Consider the following 17513-nt stretch of genomic DNA (forward strand, 5'->3'; position numbering starts at 1 on the left):
CGGTGACCGGATGCCCCGACTCGCCGTCCCGGCGCGACGCGTGCCCCGCGTCGGCGGCGCTCACGCCTCCGGCCCGGCGAGATCGAGCCGGACGCGCCGGGCCTTGCGCCAGTCGAACAGCACCGACACCGACGCGGCGGCGATGTACAGCACGATGAGGATGCCCGCGAGCAGCAGCATCGAGGTGATGTCGGCGGCGGGGGTCGCGACCGCCGCGAACACGGCGGCCACGAGCACGGCGATGCGCCAGCCCTTGAAGATCGCGCGACCGCTGACGATGCCCGACAGGTTCAGCGCCACGAGGAACACCGGCAGCACGAACGCGATGCCCACGACCAGCAGCAGCTTGAACACGAAGTCGTAGTAGTAGTCGTACTGCAGGAACAGCGCCCCCTGCTCGGGCACGAGCCCCGACATCAGTTCGATGATGTGCGGCATGATCAGCCACCCGACCGCGCATCCGCCGAAGAAGAGTGGGATCGCCGCCAGCATGAAGCCGATCGTGTACTGCATCTCCTTGCGGGTGAGGCCGGGCATGATGAACGCCCAGACCTGCCAGATCCAGACCGGCGCCGACAGGATGATGCCGACGGCGAAGGCGATGCGCAGTCGCAGATCGAAGCCCGCCGTGATCGAGTTGAAGTTGAGGGCCGCGAGGTCATTGCCGCGGGACTCGGCTACGACGGCGATCGGGTGGGTCAGCAGCGCGATGATCGGATCGGTGAGGAACGCCGCGATCACCATGCCGGCCACGAGCCCGATCAGCGCGAAGACGATGCGCTTGCGCAGCTCGCGCAAGTGCTGACCCAGCGACATGCGCTTGTCGCGCTTCGGGCCGCCGGGCTCGCCGATGCGCGGCAGGTCGGCCGCGGTCACCGGTTCAGGAGGTCGTCGAGGACGAGTTCGTGCTCGACGGCGAGGCCGGGGTCGAACCGGGCGCCTCGGTGGACTCCGAGGTCGCGGATGCCGCGGCATCCTTCTTCTCGTCGTCCTTGAGTGCCTTCATCTCGCCGCGGAAGACGCGGGCCGACTGGCCGAGGCTCTTCGCGAGAGCGGGAAGCTTGGCGGCGCCGAACAGCAGGACGATGATCAGCACCAGGATCAGCAGGTGGGGCCACCCGAATGCGTTACCGAAGATGCCCATGATTCTCCTCACCGCAGGCGTGTTTCCCCGAGTCTAGCCTCGCGTGCACCCGGCGACGCCGTGACGCCCCGGATTCGTCTCTGCGAATCCTGTGAACGATCGACTCAGGCGGGATCGTATTGCGCGAGCGCCGCCGCCGCCCAGTCGCGGGCCGCGCGACGCGCGCTCTCGGGCGCAAGGATCTCGACGTCGCCGCCGCGGCGGGTGACCAGGCGACGCAGGCTGCGCGGATCGCCGATGCGCATCGTCGCGGTGCAGACACCGTCGACGCACACGACGTCGGCGTACGAGAGGTATTCGCCGAGCAGCGGTGTGAGTCGCTCCGCGAAGCGGATCGTCGCGGTCGCATCATCGCCGCCGGGCTCGAACAGCGGGGGGACCGGCTCGCCCGAGTGGGTGATCGGGATGTCGGTGAGCGCGACATCGCTCACCCGGTCGAGATTGAACGTGCGCATCGCCCGGCGCAGGTGACACCAGCCCTGCAGATACCACTCGCCCCCGGTGATGTGCACCTTGACGGGGTCGACCGTGCGCACCGTCGGTGCACCCTCGGGGGTCTTGTACGTGAAGGATGCCGCGACTCCCCGCGTCAGCGCGTCATCGATCGAGCGCCGCACCGCGTCGACGGGTGCCGGGGTGAGCACGAGCTCGGCGGGGGCGGTCGCCGCCCCGCGCGCGAGCTTGGCGAGCAGTCCCCGCATGAGGTCGCCCTCCCCCACTCCCGGGACGGCGGCGACGACCTGGAGCCCGGCGAGGAGCGCCGCCGCTTCCCGCGCGGTCAGCTTCGGGGCGCGTTCGAGTCCCACGGTGTGGGTGATCGCGATGCGGTCCTGCTCGTCGAGCAGATCCCAGTCGATGTCGAACAGGTCATGGGGCAGCTGCCAGTAGCCGCCGTCACCCGGGCGGCCGATGACGGTGAGCTTCTCCACGATCTGACGCATCTGCGTCTCGGACACGTCGAAGTCGGCGGCGGCCTCGGCGACGCTCACCTCGCCGTGCTCGATCAAGTAGGGCACGAGCTGCAGGATGAGCGCGGCGCGGTCGGTGGCGACGAGCGGCGGACGGGCGTCGGTCATGCGGAACCTCCGCTGCGGGCGAGCGCCGCGCGAAGTCGCGAGACCACGAGGCGGCGCAGTTCGGCGGGCTCGACGACGCGCACCTCGGGACCGTAGGAGGCGAGTTCGTCCGCGAGCACGTGCGCATCGACGAACGGGATGCGCAGCCCCTGGGCCGCCGGCGAGGCGCGCCGGGCGAGCCGCAACGCGGCCTCGGTGCCCGGGTGCACCTCGACGAGGGCGCTCTGCGACGCGGCGAGCTCGTCCAGCAGAGCGCGCGCCCGCTCCCCCGCACCGGCGCGCAGACCGGGATCGAACGAGACCCGCGTCACCGCGACGTCGCCGACGATGCGCGAGAGCAGAAAGGTGCGAGGCGCATCCGCGTCGAGGTCATGGGCGTGGAGATGCCAGCGCGCCTCGTACTCCAGCAGCGCCAGGGGGCGCGCGCGACGAGCCCGGGGGGCATGCTCACCGGGCTTGAGGTAGTCGAACGCCACGACGCGCGCGGTCTCGATCGCGCGCTGCAACGGCGCGAACGCGGCATCCCGAACGCTGATCCGGGGGGCGTAGGCCCCCAACGGCTCCGTCGTGGGGATGCCGAGGGCGCGGATCTTGCGCAAGCCTGCGCGGGCGTCGACCGAGAGGGATGTCTCGTGCCACACCGTGCCCGCGAGGTCGAGGAGGGCCGCCTCCGCCGCCGTCAGCGATACCTCGTCGGGCAGCGCGTAGTCGTCGGTGGCGATGCGGTACCGGGCCTCGCGGAGATCATCGGGATCGGCGTAGTCGCCGAGCGTCTCGATCGGCACGCCGAGCGAGCGCAGGCTCTCCTTGTCACGCTCGAACATCTTCTCGAGCGCATCCTTCGACGCTCCCGCCTCGGACTGCTCGCGATACCCCGAGACCGAGCCCAGGATCGTGTCCTTCGTGAGTCCCTGGTCGGTCGCAAGCAGCGCCACGACCAGGTTCACGAGCCGCTCCTCGGGCGCGACTTTCGATCCTGTGTTCGGCACGAGGACATCCTATGGTCGCAGGATGTCCCCGTGGCCGCGGCTCACTGCGTGGCGTCGATCCCGAGGATGTCGACCACGAACACGAGCGTCGAGTTCGCCGGGATCTGGCCCGTCGCGGTCGATCCGTACCCGTCGGACGGCGGAATCACCGCGAGGATCTGCGAACCGACGGTCGCACCCTTCAGCGCCGTCGCCAGGCCCGGGACGATTCCGGTCATGGAGAGCGAGGCCGGGGTCGATCCCCACGAGGAGTCGAAGACCTTTCCGTCGGCCCAGGTGAGTCCGGTGTAGGCGACCCGCACCGTGTCCTTGTCGCCGACGGTCGCGCCGGTGCCCTTCTGGAGCGTCTGCACGACCAGCGAGGTCGGCGGGTCGGTCTTCGGGATCGTCACGCCGGGCTGCCCGGAGGGGGCGAGCACGACGACGGGGAGGTTGTGGCCGTCGTTGAAGACGGGCGTGCCGTCGGCACGCGAGAGATACACCTTCTGCACGTCGATGACCGCGATCGCCGACTCGTCGGCGGCGAGGCCGAGCGAGGCCGTCGACGAACCGAGCTCGGTCGGGGTCAGACCCACGATCATGCGCGTTCCCTCGCCTGCGCACTTCAGCGCCGCCTCGAACCCGGGAACGGTCTGGACCCATGTGGACACCGGGGTGATCGTGGGACCTGTCGACCCGTAGCCCGCGGTCACGATCTCTTTGCCGGTCTTCGCGCTGAACAGGTCGACGGCGAGACCGACGAGCTGGTCGTCGCTCACGATCTCGGTTCCCGTGCCCGTCGTGAGGTCGACGAACTGGCCGTCCCCGGGGCTGAGCGGCGACGAGATGTCGACGGTCGGCTTCTTCGCGAAGTCACCGGAGACCTGCACCAGGGACGCGAGGTTGCCCGGGTTCGTCGTGCGGGCGCACGTCGGCGCGGACGCGGTCGCACATCCGGTCAGGGCGAGGGCGGCGAGGCCGAAAGCGGCGGCCGCGGCGAGGGTTCTGCGCACCGGATCAGTCTATGCGGGCGACTGGTCGCTCTCCGACGCGCCCGCCTCGCGCAGCTTGGCGTCGGCGGCGCGCTGCGCCTCCCGCACGCGCTTGCGCAGATTCTTGTCCGTGATCTCCCGGTCGCCGACCGCACCCGGGGTCCAGACCTCGACGTCCTCGTCCGCATAGGAGGGCTTCTTGAGGGCGCGCCGCCGCACGTCCGGCGGCACCGCACCCGGAGCGAGGCGCCGCGCGGAGATCAGGAATCCGGTGTGCGCCACCATCCGGTGGTCGGGGCGTACCGCGAGACCCTCGACGTGCCAGCCGCGCACCATCGTCTCGCTCGACTCCGGGTCGGTGAACGCACCCGTCGCGCGCAAGTACTCCGCCACACGGCTGAGCTGCGTCGCTGTGGCGACGTAGCAGACGAGCACGCCCCCGGGAACGAGCGCGTCGGCCGCGACGTCGATGCACTCCCACGGAGCGAGCATGTCGAGCACGACACGGTCGACAGATGCCTGCTCCACCGCGCGCGGGAGCTCCTCGGCGAGGTCACCTTCGACGATCTGCCATGAAGCCGGCGACTCCCCGAGGAAGGTCTCGACGTTCGCCCGTGCGACGTCGGCGAACTCCCCACGCCTCTCGAAAGAGACGAGACGCCCGGTCGGACCGATCGCCCGCAGCAGCCACAGCGAGAGCGCGCCGGAGCCGACGCCCGCCTCGACCACGACGCATCCGGGGAACACGTCGGCCTGAGCGAGGATCTGCGCGGCGTCCTTCGGGTAGACGATCGCGGCACCGCGCGGCATCGACATCACGAAGTCCCGCAGCAAGGGTCGCAGCGCCAGGTATTCGGAGCCGTGGCTGTTGACGAGCACCGAACCGTCGGGCTGGCCGACGATGTCGGCGTGGCGCAGCACGCCGTGATGGGAATGGAGTTCGCCCCCCTCGCGGAGGGTCACCGTCGACAGGCGCCCCTTCGGGCCGGTGAGCTGCACGCGATCTCCGTACGCGAACGGACCGCGACCGAGGCTCACGCGCGCACCTCGCGGGCGCGGCGAGCGGCGTGGACCTCGGCCAGGTCGGCGAGGCCCCGCCCCTCGAGGGAGGGCCAGAGGACGTGAGCGCCGACGCCCGCGAGTGAGACCATCAGCGGGACGCCGACCGACGTCGTGCGGGCGGCGATCGCGGAGCGCAGCCCGTTCGGCGAGTCCTCGATCGCCACCACGTCCTCGGGGGCGACATCGAGCAGCTCGCACGCCTGCAGATAGGGGTCGGGATGCGGCTTCGGGCGGGTCGCATCGTCGCCGGCGACGATGACGTCGAATGCGTCGAAGTCGATCAACTCGACGACGTGAGTCGCCATCCGCCGCAGCGACATCGTCACGAGGCCCGTCTTCACCCCGGCCGCGCGCAGCTCCGACAGGAGCTCACGGGCACCGGGACGGAACGGCACACCGGTCGTGCGCAGGTCGCCCATCACGGTTTCGGTCAGGTGGTCGATGATCGCGCCCTCGTTCATGCGCACCCCGGCGTCCTGGAGGATCCGAGCCGACTGGTCGAGCCCGAGGCCGACCAGCTGCAGCGCCTGCTCGTGCGACCAGCTGCCGCCGTAGGTCTCGACCAACGGGGTCTCTGCGGCCATCCAGTACGGCTCGGTGTCGACGAGGGTGCCGTCCATGTCCCAGAGCACGGCGGCGGGTGCGGGGTGATTCACCCGGCCATGCTACCGGCGCGGCGCGCGCGGCCACGGCCCGTCACTGGCCCGAGACGCCTATCCTGGTGTGACCGCGAGCGCCGTCCCGGCGCCGTGGAGGCAACGAGAGGGGCCCGGTGGACGGACTCGGTCGACGCGTGCTGGTCGTCGCCTTCGACGGATGGAACGACGCCGGCGAGGCGGCATCGGCGGCCGTCAGCCGTCTGCGCGAGACCGGCGGCTACGAACCTGTCTACTCGGTCGACCCGGAGCTGTACTTCGACTACCAGTACACCCGGCCGAGCATCGCCGCCGACGAAGACGGTGTGCGCCGCATCTCCTGGCCCGAGACGACACTGCTGCGCCCCGCGCAGACCACGCGCGGCACGCAGCTCTGGCTGCTCACGGGCGTCGAGCCGGCGCGGGCCTGGCAGGCGTTCGCCGGGGAGCTGATCGACGTCGCGCTGCGTGAGGACATCACCGGCATGGTCGCGCTCGGCTCGATGATGGCGGATGTCCCCCACTCCCGTCCGATCTCGATCTTCGCGGGCAGCGAGAACGAGCAGGTGCGTCATACTCTCGACCTCGACCGCACGACCTATGAGGGGCCGGTCGGCATCCTCAGCGTCCTCGGTCAGGCCGCCGACACCGCCGGCATCCCGACAGCCTCGCTCTGGGCGAGCGTGCCCCACTACGTCGCCGGTCACTCGCCGTCGCCCAAGGCGACCCTCGCACTTCTCGACCGCCTCGAGGACCTCACCGGGGCGAAGATCGACCGCGGTGACCTGGCGACGCAGTCCGCCGCGTGGGAGGCGTCCATCGACGCGGCCGCGGCCGACGACGAGGAGATGACGGAGTACATCCGCGGCCTCGAGCGCACCCGCGACGCGTGGGACTCCCCGGAGGCGTCCGGCGATGCGATCGCCCGTGAGTTCGAGCAGTACCTGCGCAAGCGCGGCGACGACCGGCCCGGCCGCGGCGGGCCGCAGCGCTGAGAGCGCCCGATCCCGCTCAGGCGGTGATGACGCCCGTCGCGAGCATGACCATCACGAAGGCGCCGAGCGCCACGCGGTAGATGACGAAGGGCAGGAAGCTGCGCTTCGAGATGAACGCCATGAAGTACTTGATGACCACGAGGGCGACGACGAACGCGATCACCGTCGCGAGGCCCGTCTCGAGCAGGGTGAACGGCGGGTTCACCTCCGGCTCCTTCACGACCTTGTACAGCTGATAGAAGCCCGAGCCGAACACGGCCGGGATCGCGAGAAGGAAGGCGTAGCGAGCCGCCGCGGCGCGCTCGTAGCCCATCAGCAGACCGGCCGTGATCGTCCCGCCCGAGCGGGAGACACCGGGGATGAGGGCGAGAGCCTGGGCCAGGCCGTAGATCACGCCGTGGCCGACGGTGAGCTGATCCAGACGTCGCCGGCGTGCGCCGATCGCGTCCGCGATGCCGAGGAGCACGCCGAACAGGATGAGCATGCCGGCGACCAGCCAGAGGGAGCGGAACACGGTCTCGATCTGGTTCTGGAACAGGATGCCCAGCACGACGATCGGAATCGACCCCAGGATGATGAGCCAGCCCATGCGCGCATCCGGATCGTTGCGCGGCGCGCGCCCGACGATGGAGAGCGCCCACCGGCTGACGATCCTCACGATGTCGCGCCAGAAGAACAGCACGACGGCCGCCTCGGTGCCGATCTGCGTGATGGCGGTGAAGGCGGCGCCCGGGTCCTCGGTGCCGGGGAGGAACGCTCCCAGGATGCGCAGGTGCGCACTGGAGGAAACCGGCAGGAACTCGGTGAGCCCCTGGACGAGGCCGAGGATGATCGCTTCGAACAAGTGGCTCATGGTCGTCTTCCGTTGGGGGCGGGGCGGGAGGCGGCGCGATGGATCAGTAGGTGCGCAGCAGGCGGGTCAGCACATCCTGACCGAACGTCAGCGCATCAAGCGGCACGCGTTCGTCGACACCATGGAACATACCGGTGAAATCGAACCCGCTCGGCAACCTCAGCGGCGCGAAGCCGTAGCCGGCGATCCCGAGGCGGGAGAGCGCCTTGTTGTCGGTGCCCGCGCCGAGCAGGTAGGGGACGACGGGAACACCCGGATCGGCATCCTGAAGACTCGCGACCATCGCGTCGACGAGCGAGCCGGAGAAGGGGGTCTCCAGACCGATGTCGCGCACGACGATCTCGATGGCGATGTCATCCCCGACGATCCGCTGCACCTCGGCGAGCACCTCGTCCTCGGTTCCGGGCAGCACCCGGATGTCGACGGTCGCCTCCGCACGATCAGGGATCACATTGTGCTTGTAACCGCCGGCGAGTCCCGTCGGGTTCGCCGTTGTGCGCAGGCTCGGCCGGATGAACGCTGCGGCCGGACCGAACAGGTCGGCCGCGGCATCCGGGTCATCGACGTCTGCTCCGGTGAGGTCGGCGACCGCCGCGAGAAGCGCCGCGGTCGTCTCGGTGAGGCGCACCTCCCACGGGGCGCGCCCCAGCGCCGCGACGGCCTCGGCGAGCCGGGTGACGGCGTTGTCCGGATGCCACCGGCTGCCGTGTCCGGCGGCGCCGCGCGCCACCAGCCGCACCCACAGCAGCGCCTTCTCCCCCACCTGCAGCAGGTACGCCCGGCGTCCGGCGACATCGATGGAGAACCCGCCGACCTCGCTGATCGCCTCGGTCGCACCGCTGAACCACTCGGGGCGGTCTCGCACGACGAGCGCCGAGCCCTCGACGCCACCGTTCTCCTCGTCGGCGAAGAACGTCACGATCAGGTCGCGCTCGGGCTGTTCTCCGGCGCGCAGGATGTCGGCGACGGACGTGAGGATCATGGCGTCCATGTTCTTCATGTCGACGGCACCGCGACCCCAGAGGTATCCGTCGCGAATCTCACCGGCGAACGGGTCGACGCTCCAGTCGTCGGCCATCGCCGGGACGACATCGAGGTGCCCGTGCACCACGAGGGCAGGCTTCGACCGATCACGACCCGGTACTCGCGCCGACACGTTCGTGCGGCGCGCGATCGGTTCGAAGTAGCGGGTCTCGAGTCCGAGTTCCTCGAGGTACGCGCCGACGAACTCGGCCGCCTCGCGCTCGCCTTCGCTGCGTCCGCCACCCCAGTTGGTGGTGTCGAGGCGGATAAGATCGCGGGCGAGCCGGATGACCTCCGGCAGCTCCCCCGGCTCGGCTGCAGTCATGCGCCCAGGCTACCCGCTCGGCGAGGGCCCGCCCGGTTCGTGACGCCGCGTGGAGCATGCTAGGCTCGACCCTCGGTTGCAAGACCACACATCACCCAATGCGCGGGTGGCGGAATAGGTAGACGCGCTAGCTTGAGGTGCTAGTGCCCGTATAGGGCGTGGGGGTTCAAGTCCCCCCTCGCGCACGCAGGATGCCTCGGCATCATCACGACGAAGGCCCCCGGAGACGGGGGCCTTCGTCGTTGGCGCATCCGTTGCTGCGGATCTCGCCAGGGGTCGCGCCCACGACCGCGGAGAGGCAGGATGAGCCCCATCGGGCCTGCTGCGACGGGGCCGCGACGGAGGGAGGGGCGATGACGTTCGATGTGCCTGCCGAGGCTTATCAGCGGTTCATGGGACGCTACTCGGAGCCGCTCGCCCAGCGCACGCTGGACGTCGTGGGCGAGCTCGATGGTGTGCGAGCGCTCGATGTCGGTGCGGGTCCCGGGGCGATCGCTGCGGCACTCACCGCGACTCCGGGGGTCACGCCGGTGGCCGCGGTCGACCCCTCCCCGTCCTTCGTCGAGGCGCTGCGCGATCGGCTTCCCGGCTGCGATGCACGTGTCGCAGACGCCGAATCGCTCCCGTTCGCCGATGACGCCTTCGATCTCGTCATCGCGCAGCTGGTGGTCAACTTCCTGCGCGACCCGCACGCCGCCATTCGGGAGATGGCACGGGTCACCCGTCCGGGCGGCGTGATCGCGGCATCGGTCTGGGACTTCGACGGCGGGCGCGCGCCCCTGTCGCTGTTCTGGCACGCGGCGCGCGAGATGGACCCGACCGTCGACGACGAGACGGGCGGCGTCGGCACAGGTCGGGGCCAGATCGCCGACCTCTTTCGGTCGAACGGACTCGTCGAGGTGGTCGAGCACGAGCTCGAGGTGCACGTTCCGTACACCGGCGTCGACGACTGGTGGGGACCCTACGAACTCGGCGTCGGGCCTGCGGGCGCTTTCGTCGCGACCCTCGACGCGGCCGCCCGAGCAGAGTTGCGCGTCCGCTGCGGAGCACTCCTGCCGGGTCCGAGCGGCGTCATCGACGCGGTGGCGTGGTGCGCTGTCGGGCGCACTCCTCGCATCGACCGGTAGCGCGGCGCACGGGTCAGTCGATTGTGGTGGCGGGCGCGGTCCGGCCGCGCAGGCCGTCGTTGATCGCGAAGAGCAGCAGCACGAGACCTGCTCCGAGCGTGATGTGCCCGAGGCCCGCGATTCCGGAGATCGCCGCGCTCGCCGGGACGCCGAGCACCTGCATCGTGCCGTGCACGGTCATGATCGCGACAGTCAGCACGAGCCCCGCGTTGTAGACCCAGAAGAACCACGCGAAGAAGCGGCTGTGGCCGAGGCGGTACACCTTGTCGAGCACGAGCACGATGAGCATGGCGAGGAAGCCGAGGGTCAGCAGATGCGTGTGGAGCACGGCGAGCTGGGTGCCCTCCCCCGATTCGAACGGCGTTCCCTTGGTCATCTCACGGAAGTACACACCGCCTGCGAGTCCGAGCACCAGATAGACGCTCGCCGCGATGAAGACGGCGCGCTGAGACATCCGAGACATCTCTCCCCTTTCGTTACCTTCAGCATATCTGAAAGTAACGAAGGTTCAGATTCCCGCCACCCCGAACAGGAGCCCGAGGACGTACGTGACCGCGGCGGCCCCGAAGCCGATGCCCAGCTGTCGGAGACCGCGGCGCAGCGGCGGCGCCCCCGAGAGGAGACCCACCGCGGCGCCGGTGCCGAGCAGCGCCACCCCGACGAGCGCGAGCGCGACGAGCACGGCCGCGAGACCCTGCAGCCCGAACAGCCACGGCAGCACCGGGATGATCGCCCCCGACGCGAAGAACAGGAAACTCGAGAGCGCCGCGCTGAACGCGCTGCCCACGACCTCGTGCGTGTCCGCGCCCTCCGGAGGCCGGCGGTAGGGCACCGCACGGTCCGCCGTGCGCGCCGTCTCGATCACCAGACGTGCCCGCGCGGTCGCCTCGGCGTCACCGAGTCCCCGCGCGCGGTAGATCAGGGCGAGCTCGTTCTGGTCGAGGTCGAGATCGGGCAGCACGTCGTCGCCGAAGTTGTTGGGCTCGGTGGCCTCGAGCAGCTCGCGCTGCGAGCGCACCGAGACGAACTCCCCCGCGCCCATCGACAGGGCTCCGGCGAGCAGGCCCGCGATGCCGCTGAACAGCACGATGCGCGCGTCGACGCCGGTCGCCCCGATGCCCATGACGAGCGCGAGGTTCGACACGAGACCGTCGTTCGCCCCGAACACCGCGGCACGGAAGGTTCCCGACAGCCTGCGACGTCCCGCCGCGGCGAGCCCCCGCACGACCTCGCTGTGGATCTTCTCGTCGGCGCGCATCGCCGGGGTCGCGTGGGGGTCGTCGTCGTAGGGCGAGCGCGTCTCGGCCTGCTGAGCAAGGGCGAGCACGAAGATCGACCCGAACCGTCGCGCCATCCAGCCGAGCAGCCGCGTCGATGCCGATGCGCGCGGCAGTCGCTCCGGCTCGCCGCCGAGCAGGGCCAGCCAGTGCGCCTCATGGCGTCCTTCGGCGTCGGCGAGTGCGAGCAGGATGTCCCGCTCCTCCCCCTCGCGGCGCGCGGCGAGGTGACGGTAGACGGCCGCCTCGGCCCGCTCGTTGGCAAGGTAGTGCGCCCAGCGGGCGCGGTCGCGGGCAGTCGCCGGAGCGGAATCGGATGCCACGGGCAGCTCCTCGATCAGGGGGGGCGGGGCCACCAGGCTAGCCGCGCACGGCGCGCCGCATCATTCGGCGCCCCGAAGCCATGACCGCGGTGTGCGCGAGCACGAACACGGGGCGCAGGAGCCAGGCCGTGCGGTTCATCCACGCCCGTTCGGTCCGCACCACCCAGCGCACGCGCACCAGGGTGCCGGATGCCGCGGCGAACAGCGCCACCTCGCCTTCGCCCGACAGATCGCCGTCGCTGCGCGCGGCGAGCACGACTCCCGATTCGACGCGGGTGAGCACGGCGTCGAGCACGAGGCGGTAACCGAACGGGCTGCGCACCGTCAGGCCGACGTGCGCGCCCGGTTCGAGCGCGGCGGGAGGGCCGGTCACCTCGACCGCCGGCCAGGGCGACGGGGCACCGGCGGCGGGGCGCAGCATCCCCTCGATCGCGCGCCAGCAGCGGGCGGGGTCGGCGGGGATGCGCCAGACCGACACGAAGTCGTAGCGACCGCTCACGCGTGCACCCGGCGGCGCAGCAGGTCGATGCGCGCCTGCAGCTGCGCGACGGTCGCGTGGGAGACCGCCGGCCCCCCGCACAGGCGCCGCAGTTCGGCGTGCACCATCGCGTGAGGCTCCCCGGATTGCCGCGCGTAGAGACCGACGAGACTGTTGAGCAGCTGCCGCTGCTCCTTGAGGGTGCGGTGCAGCGCCCCAGGGAGGAGCGAGTCGATCGGGGCGTCCTCGTCCGCGCTCGCCTCGCGGGCCTCGCGCGCCTTGCGGTGGCGGGTCTGCCGCGCCTGACGCTGCTGCAGCAGCTCGTGCACGTGCTCGGGCTCGAGGATGCCCGGCAGCCCCAGGAACTCCTCCTCCTCCGGGGTGCCCGGCACGGCGAGCTGACCGAACTCCTTGCCGTCGAAGAGCACCCGGTCGAAATGAGCCTGTGCATCGAGAGGCAGGAACGCGAACTCCTCGGTGAGGGCGTCGGATGCCGCATCCGGCCGCTCCGCGGCATCCATCAGCGCTTCTTCGGCGTCCCATTCGTCACCGGTCGCCTTGCGGTCGAGCGCGTGGTCGCGCTGCGCCTCGAGCTCCTGTGCGAGCGCGAGCAGCTGCGGCACGTTCGGCAGGAACACGCTCGCCGTCTCGCCGCGGCGTCGCGCCCGCACGAAGCGTCCGATCGCCTGCGCGAAGAAGAGCGGCGTCGACGCGCTCGTCGCGTAGACACCGACGCTGAGGCGCGGCACGTCGACGCCCTCGGAGACCATGCGCACCGCGACGAGCCAGCGGGACGTGGACTGGGCGAACTGCTCGATGCGCGCGGATGCCTCGGCCTCGTCCGACAGCACGACGGTCGGCGCCTCGCCGCTGACGGCCTCGAGGATCGCCGCATACGCGCGGGCCGCGGTCTGGTCGGTCGCGATGACGAGCCCGCCCGCATCGGGCACCTGCTCGCGCACCTCGCTCAAACGGCGATCGGCGGAACGCAGCACGGCCGGGATCCACTCGCCCTCGGGGTTAAGGGCCGTGCGCCAGGCCTGCGCGGTGACATCCTTCGTGTTGTCCTGCCCGAGGTAGGCCTCCATCTCCTCGCCCGCCTTGGTGCGCCAGCGCATGTGACCGGCGTAGACGAGGAAGAGCACGGGCCGCACGACGCCGTCCTCGAGCGCGCGGCGGTAGCCGTAGGCGAAGTCGGTGCGGGAGACGCGGGTGCCCTTCGCATCGGGGTGGTACTCCACGAACGGGATGGGCGCCGTGTCGCTGCGGAACGGCGTCCCCGACAGCAGGAGACGCCGCGTCGCGCGGCCGTAGGCGGTGCGCAGCGCGTCGCCCCAGCTGAGCGCGTCGCCGCCGTGGTGCACCTCGTCGAGGATGACGAGGGTGGGCTCGTCAAGGATGAGGGTCTCGTGGACGCTCGCCTTCACGGCCACCTGGGCGTACGTCACTGCGACGCCCTGGTAGTGCCGGGCGGGCCGGGCGTGTCGGTTGCTGAAGGCGGGGTCGAGGCGGATGCCGACGCGCGCGGCGGCATCCGCCCACTGGGTCTTCAGATGCTCCGTCGGTGCCACGACGACGATGCGGCGCACGACTCCGCGACGCAGGAGCTCGCTCGCGAGGCGCAGCGCGAACGTCGTCTTGCCGGCGCCGGGCGTCGCGGCGGCGAGATAGTCGCGCGGTCCCTTACCGACGCCGTCCGGCCCGTCGAGGGCGAAGTAGGCGTCGAGGGCCTCTGCCTGCCAGGCCCGCAGCCGCTGCGCGGTGCCCCAGGGGGCGCGCTGGGGGAACGAGGGCGACAGGTGCTCGGCGGCGAAGCTGCCGAACTGGTGCGCCGGAGCCTCGGGAGCGAGTCCCTCGTCCTCCGTCATCCCAGCTCCCTCCGCCGCGGGCGGGCGGCGAGGTTCCACGATAGACGACGCCACGGACGCCAGGACCGGTCACGCCGCGGGTAGGCTTCGGCGGAGGAGGCCACCGCGATGTCATCCCCCACCCGCTCCCCCTTCGTGTCCAACGAGCAGACGCACCCGTGGCGTCGGTTCGTCGCCATCGGCGACTCGTTCACCGAGGGGATAGGCGACCCTGACCCGGCGAGCCCCGGCGGCAACCGCGGCTGGGCCGATCGCATGGCCGAGGTGCTCGCGGCATCCGTCGACGACTTCGCCTACGCCAACCTGGCCGTGCGTGGCCGGCTCATCCAGCAGATCGTCGACGAGCAGATCGAGCCCGCACTCGCCCTCTCCCCCGACCTCATCACCTTCTGCGCCGGGGGCAACGACGTCATCCGCCCGGGCAGCGATCCCGATGAGGTCGCCACGATCTTCGAGGACGCGATCATCCGGCTGTCGTCCCAGGGCGCCACGATCGTCGTCTTCACCGGCATCGACACCAACTTCACCCCGGTGTTCCGGCCGATCCGCGGCAAGGTCGCCATCTACAACGAGAACCTGCGCGCGATCGCCGAGAAATACGACTGCATCGTCGCCGACCAGTGGGCGCTGAAGGAGATCCAGGATGCGCGCTTCTTCGACGGCGACCGGCTGCACATGAACGCGCTCGGCCACCACGAGGTGGCCCGCATGGTGCTGCGCGCGCTCAACGTGCCGAACGACCTCGAGCCGATGCAGCCCTCGCCGATCCCCTTCCGCACGTGGCGGGAGGCGCGCTCCGGCGATCTGGTGTGGGCTCGGGAGTTCCTCGTGCCGTGGGTGCTGCGGCGACTGCGCCACCAGTCGTCGGGCGATGACGTCACCGCCAAGCGCCCGGAGCCGAGCCGCGTGCACCGCATCGAGTCGGATGCCGCGGCATCCGAGCACTGATCCCTAGCGCGGCGGATGCCGCAGGGCCCACAGGGCGACGGCCGCGGCCGACGCGACATTCAGCGAGTCGACTCCACCCGCCATCGGGATGGTGACCACCGTGTCTGCGGCGGCCAGGGCCCGACGCGAGAGGCCGTCGCCCTCCGCACCCATGACGAGAGCGACCCGCTCCGCGCGCGTTGCGGCGAACACGTCGAGGCCGACGACGTCGTCGGCGAGAGCGAGCGCGGCGATCGTGACGCCTGCAGCGTGGAGGGCGTCCCGCGCCTCCGGCCAGGCCGGCAGGCGGGTCCACGGCACCTGGAACACCGTGCCCATGCTCACCCGCACGCTGCGCCGGTAGAGCGGGTCGGCGCAGCGCTCGCTCACGAGCACCGCGTCGGCGCCGAGCCCCGCGGCGGCACGGAACGCGGCACCCACGTTCGTGTGGTCGACGAGATCCTCGAGCACGAGCACGGTGCGGGCATCGGCGAGCACCTCGGCGAGGGGGCGGTCGGGCGGGCGGTGCATCGCCGCCAGTGCACCGCGGTGCACGGCGTACCCGGTCAGCGTCTCGGCGACGTCGGGTGCGACGACGTACACGGGCACGGATGCCGCGGCCCCCGCGGCATCCAGCAGTGCCGTGATCTCGGCGACCCACTGCTGCTGCACGAGCACCGAACGCGGCTGATGCCCCGCCGCCAGAGCGCGCCCGATCACTTTGGCCGACTCGGCCATGTAGAGGCCACCGGCGGGCTCGAGCAGCCGCCGCAGCGCCACGTCGGTGAGATCGCGATAGTCGGCGAGTCGGTCGTCGGAGGGGTCTGTCAGCTCGATCACGGGCACCGCTCCAGAATGCCGCACGTGTCACACGGAGGAAATCGGCGGGGCGTAGGCTCGACCGTGGGAGGGTGCCGTGGCGACAGCGACCGAGTCGGATCCGCAGCTGGAGGCGCGGGTGGCCGAAGCGATCGATCTGCTCGCGGGGCGCCGCGTCGCGGTGCTCACCGGCGCCGGTGTGTCGACCGACTCCGGCATCCCCGACTACCGCGGGCAGGGTGCGCCCGTGCGCCGTCCGATGACCTTCGACCAGTTCCTCGCCGACGACAGCTCGCGTCGCCGCTACTGGGTGGGGTCCCACCTCGGCTGGAAGCGCTTCGCCGCCGCCGAGCCCAACGCCGGCCATGAAGCCCTCGCGCGACTCGAGCACTCGGGCGCCGTGACCGGCGTCGTCACCCAGAACGTCGACGGGCTCCATCTGCGCGCCGGCAGCAGCCGCGTCGTCGAGCTGCACGGGACGATGCGCCGGGTGATCTGCCTGCACTGCGGTCAGGTGTTCGACCGGCGCGACCTCGCCGAGCGCATCGAGACCGACAACCCCTGGATCGTGGCCGACTCCGACCTTCCGCTCGGCCCCGACGGCGACGTGGCTCCGGCGACCGCCGACGGGTTCCGGATCCCCACCTGCAGCGTGTGCGAGGGAGCTCTCAAGCCCGACGTCGTGTTCTTCGGCGAGTACATCCCGGCGGAGCGCTTCCGCGAAGCCGAGCAGATCGTGCGCGGCAGCGACGCACTCGTCATCGCCGGTTCGTCGCTCGTCGTCAACTCCGGCATCCGCTTCCTCGACCGGGCTCGACGCCGCCGTCTGCCCATCGTGATCGTCAACCGCGGGGACACCCGCGGTGACGCCCGCGCCACCGTGAAGATCGACGCCGGCACCACCGAGGTACTCCGCGCGTTCGCCGACGCCCTGGGAGGGCCCGAATGAGCTCCACCGCCGACCACCCGACACGCATCATCCTGGTGCGCCACGGCGAGACGGACTGGAACCGCGCGGGACGCATCCAGGGGTCGACCGACATCCCCCTGAACGACACCGGACGCTCGCAGGCGCGGGACGCCGCCGAGCGGCTCGTCGCCGAGGTGACGGATGCCGCGACCGTCGCCGTCGTCTCGAGCGATCTGTCGCGCGCGCGGGAGACCGCGACGCTCATCGCCGATCGACTCGCCCTCCCGCTCGGCCCCTCCGACATCGGACTCCGTGAGCGCGGATACGGCATCGCGGAGGGATTCGACGTCACCGAGTTCCGCGCGCGCTTCGGTGACACCCACAGCGGTGAGGTTCCGGGCGCGGAGACCGTCGACGAGGTCGCCGACCGCGCAAACGACGCGTTGCGACGGCTCATCGCCGCGAGCGGCTCCCCCGACGTGCTCATCGCGGTGGCGCACGGCGCGCTCATCCGCGCGGTGCTTCGCGCGGCCGCATCCGATGCGGCGCCGACCGATGACGCGCGCGTCGGAAACGGTGAGTGGCGCGAACTCGCCCTCACGGCGGACGGACGGCTCGTCGCTGCCTCCACTCAGCACTGACTGAGGAGCATTTTTCACGCCTGAAACAATTTGAGTGCGCATATTGCCTCTGAGCGGTGCTAATGTCCCC

The 17513-nt window shown here is 71.0% G+C and carries 19 protein-coding genes and 1 tRNA gene; 6 read left to right on the forward strand and 14 right to left on the reverse strand.

All coding sequences use genetic code 11. The features are described from left to right. Nucleotides 1-60: 60 nt before the first annotated feature. The 7 genes from tatC to FFS51_RS08490 form a co-directional block, all read right to left on the reverse strand. A complete protein-coding gene (gene tatC / locus FFS51_RS08460) occupies nt 61-816 on the reverse strand; it encodes a twin-arginine translocase subunit TatC (protein WP_056209249.1) in 756 nt (251 codons plus the stop codon). A gap of 64 nt (nt 817-880) precedes the next feature. Continuing rightward, nucleotides 881-1144, reverse strand: coding sequence for a twin-arginine translocase TatA/TatE family subunit (tatA, locus tag FFS51_RS08465; protein ID WP_045248132.1), 264 nt, complete (start codon nt 1142-1144; stop codon nt 881-883). 104 nt (nt 1145-1248) lie between these two features. Beyond that, on the reverse strand, nt 1249-2220 hold the full coding sequence (locus FFS51_RS08470; RefSeq protein WP_045248133.1) for a helix-turn-helix transcriptional regulator: 972 nt from the start codon (nt 2218-2220) through the stop codon (nt 1249-1251). After that, entirely contained in the window at nt 2217-3209 is a 993-nt protein-coding gene (locus FFS51_RS08475) for a helix-turn-helix transcriptional regulator (protein WP_137878083.1), read from the reverse strand. The genes FFS51_RS08470 and FFS51_RS08475 overlap by 4 nt, the downstream gene beginning before the upstream one ends. A gap of 41 nt (nt 3210-3250) precedes the next feature. Beyond that, the gene (locus tag FFS51_RS08480; RefSeq protein ID WP_056209075.1) at nt 3251-4201 is read right to left on the reverse strand and encodes an FKBP-type peptidyl-prolyl cis-trans isomerase; all 951 of its coding nucleotides are present in this window, start codon (nt 4199-4201) and stop codon (nt 3251-3253) included. Nucleotides 4202-4210: 9 nt separating this feature from the next. Then, complete coding sequence (locus tag FFS51_RS08485) at nt 4211-5218, reverse strand: tRNA (adenine-N1)-methyltransferase (protein WP_056209076.1); 1008 nt, start codon at nt 5216-5218, stop codon at nt 4211-4213. Beyond that, the gene (locus FFS51_RS08490) at nt 5215-5898 is read right to left on the reverse strand and encodes an HAD family hydrolase (RefSeq protein ID WP_249352691.1); all 684 of its coding nucleotides are present in this window, start codon (nt 5896-5898) and stop codon (nt 5215-5217) included. Before FFS51_RS08490 ends, FFS51_RS08485 begins: the two co-directional genes overlap by 4 nt. A 116-nt stretch (nt 5899-6014) precedes the next feature. Between FFS51_RS08490 and FFS51_RS08495 the strand changes: the two genes are divergently transcribed. Continuing rightward, nucleotides 6015-6872: a PAC2 family protein gene (locus tag FFS51_RS08495; protein ID WP_137878084.1), complete on the forward strand. Its 858-nt coding sequence runs from the start codon at nt 6015-6017 to the stop codon at nt 6870-6872. A 16-nt stretch (nt 6873-6888) separates the two neighbouring features. On the opposite strand, the gene FFS51_RS08500 is transcribed toward FFS51_RS08495, so the two are convergent. Both FFS51_RS08500 and FFS51_RS08505 read right to left on the reverse strand, forming a co-directional pair. Further along, nucleotides 6889-7725: an undecaprenyl-diphosphate phosphatase gene (locus FFS51_RS08500; protein WP_137878085.1), complete on the reverse strand. Its 837-nt coding sequence runs from the start codon at nt 7723-7725 to the stop codon at nt 6889-6891. Nucleotides 7726-7768: 43 nt separating this feature from the next. Beyond that, entirely contained in the window at nt 7769-9073 is a 1305-nt protein-coding gene (locus tag FFS51_RS08505; RefSeq protein ID WP_137878086.1) for a M20/M25/M40 family metallo-hydrolase, read from the reverse strand. A gap of 100 nt (nt 9074-9173) precedes the next feature. Here FFS51_RS08505 and FFS51_RS08510 point away from each other — a divergent pair. Then, nucleotides 9174-9258: transfer RNA gene (locus FFS51_RS08510), tRNA-Leu, on the forward strand. Nucleotides 9259-9426: 168 nt separating this feature from the next. Further along, nucleotides 9427-10200: a class I SAM-dependent methyltransferase gene (locus FFS51_RS08515; RefSeq protein WP_137878087.1), complete on the forward strand. Its 774-nt coding sequence runs from the start codon at nt 9427-9429 to the stop codon at nt 10198-10200. 13 nt (nt 10201-10213) lie between these two features. Here the strand turns inward: FFS51_RS08515 and FFS51_RS08520 are convergent, their stop codons facing one another. The 4 genes from FFS51_RS08520 to FFS51_RS08535 are packed head-to-tail and all read right to left on the reverse strand — an operon-like array spanning nt 10214 to nt 14146. Then, on the reverse strand, nt 10214-10654 hold the full coding sequence (locus FFS51_RS08520; protein ID WP_056209091.1) for a DUF2871 domain-containing protein: 441 nt from the start codon (nt 10652-10654) through the stop codon (nt 10214-10216). 54 nt (nt 10655-10708) lie between these two features. Beyond that, a complete protein-coding gene (locus FFS51_RS08525; protein ID WP_431463255.1) occupies nt 10709-11833 on the reverse strand; it encodes a VIT1/CCC1 transporter family protein in 1125 nt (374 codons plus the stop codon). Between the two features lie 4 nt (nt 11834-11837). Continuing rightward, the gene (locus FFS51_RS08530; protein ID WP_137878088.1) at nt 11838-12299 is read right to left on the reverse strand and encodes an SRPBCC family protein; all 462 of its coding nucleotides are present in this window, start codon (nt 12297-12299) and stop codon (nt 11838-11840) included. Then, the gene (locus FFS51_RS08535) at nt 12296-14146 is read right to left on the reverse strand and encodes a DEAD/DEAH box helicase (RefSeq protein ID WP_137878089.1); all 1851 of its coding nucleotides are present in this window, start codon (nt 14144-14146) and stop codon (nt 12296-12298) included. The genes FFS51_RS08530 and FFS51_RS08535 overlap by 4 nt, the downstream gene beginning before the upstream one ends. 108 nt (nt 14147-14254) lie before the next feature. Between FFS51_RS08535 and FFS51_RS08540 the strand changes: the two genes are divergently transcribed. Beyond that, a complete protein-coding gene (locus FFS51_RS08540; RefSeq protein WP_045248146.1) occupies nt 14255-15094 on the forward strand; it encodes an SGNH/GDSL hydrolase family protein in 840 nt (279 codons plus the stop codon). A 3-nt stretch (nt 15095-15097) separates the two neighbouring features. On the opposite strand, the gene FFS51_RS08545 is transcribed toward FFS51_RS08540, so the two are convergent. Next, nucleotides 15098-15919 (reverse strand): TrmH family RNA methyltransferase, encoded by an 822-nt coding sequence (locus tag FFS51_RS08545; protein ID WP_137878090.1) that lies wholly within the window; start codon nt 15917-15919, stop codon nt 15098-15100. A gap of 70 nt (nt 15920-15989) precedes the next feature. On the opposite strand from FFS51_RS08545, the gene FFS51_RS08550 reads away from it, so the two are divergent. Then, nucleotides 15990-16841 (forward strand): Sir2 family NAD-dependent protein deacetylase, encoded by an 852-nt coding sequence (locus FFS51_RS08550; protein WP_045248148.1) that lies wholly within the window; start codon nt 15990-15992, stop codon nt 16839-16841. Continuing rightward, complete coding sequence (locus FFS51_RS08555) at nt 16838-17443, forward strand: histidine phosphatase family protein (protein ID WP_137878091.1); 606 nt, start codon at nt 16838-16840, stop codon at nt 17441-17443. Before FFS51_RS08550 ends, FFS51_RS08555 begins: the two co-directional genes overlap by 4 nt. Nucleotides 17444-17513: the final 70 nt, after the last annotated feature.

This window comes from Microbacterium sp. 4NA327F11 (genome assembly GCF_005503465.1).
Lineage (GTDB): Bacteria > Actinomycetota > Actinomycetes > Actinomycetales > Microbacteriaceae > Microbacterium > Microbacterium ginsengisoli.

Coding starts and splice junctions, on each gene's coding strand:
- FFS51_RS08470 (WP_045248133.1), bottom strand. CDS start 2,220: ATGACCGACGCCCGTCCGCCGCTCGTCGCCACCGACCGCGCCGCGCTC.
- FFS51_RS08515 (WP_137878087.1), top strand. CDS start 9,427: ATGACGTTCGATGTGCCTGCCGAGGCTTATCAGCGGTTCATGGGACGC.
- FFS51_RS08535 (WP_137878089.1), bottom strand. CDS start 14,146: ATGACGGAGGACGAGGGACTCGCTCCCGAGGCTCCGGCGCACCAGTTC.
- FFS51_RS08520 (WP_056209091.1), bottom strand. CDS start 10,654: ATGTCTCAGCGCGCCGTCTTCATCGCGGCGAGCGTCTATCTGGTGCTC.
- tatC (WP_056209249.1), bottom strand. CDS start 816: ATGTCGCTGGGTCAGCACTTGCGCGAGCTGCGCAAGCGCATCGTCTTC.
- tatA (WP_045248132.1), bottom strand. CDS start 1,144: ATGGGCATCTTCGGTAACGCATTCGGGTGGCCCCACCTGCTGATCCTG.
- FFS51_RS08555 (WP_137878091.1), top strand. CDS start 16,838: ATGAGCTCCACCGCCGACCACCCGACACGCATCATCCTGGTGCGCCAC.
- FFS51_RS08505 (WP_137878086.1), bottom strand. CDS start 9,073: ATGACTGCAGCCGAGCCGGGGGAGCTGCCGGAGGTCATCCGGCTCGCC.
- FFS51_RS08540 (WP_045248146.1), top strand. CDS start 14,255: ATGTCATCCCCCACCCGCTCCCCCTTCGTGTCCAACGAGCAGACGCAC.
- FFS51_RS08500 (WP_137878085.1), bottom strand. CDS start 7,725: ATGAGCCACTTGTTCGAAGCGATCATCCTCGGCCTCGTCCAGGGGCTC.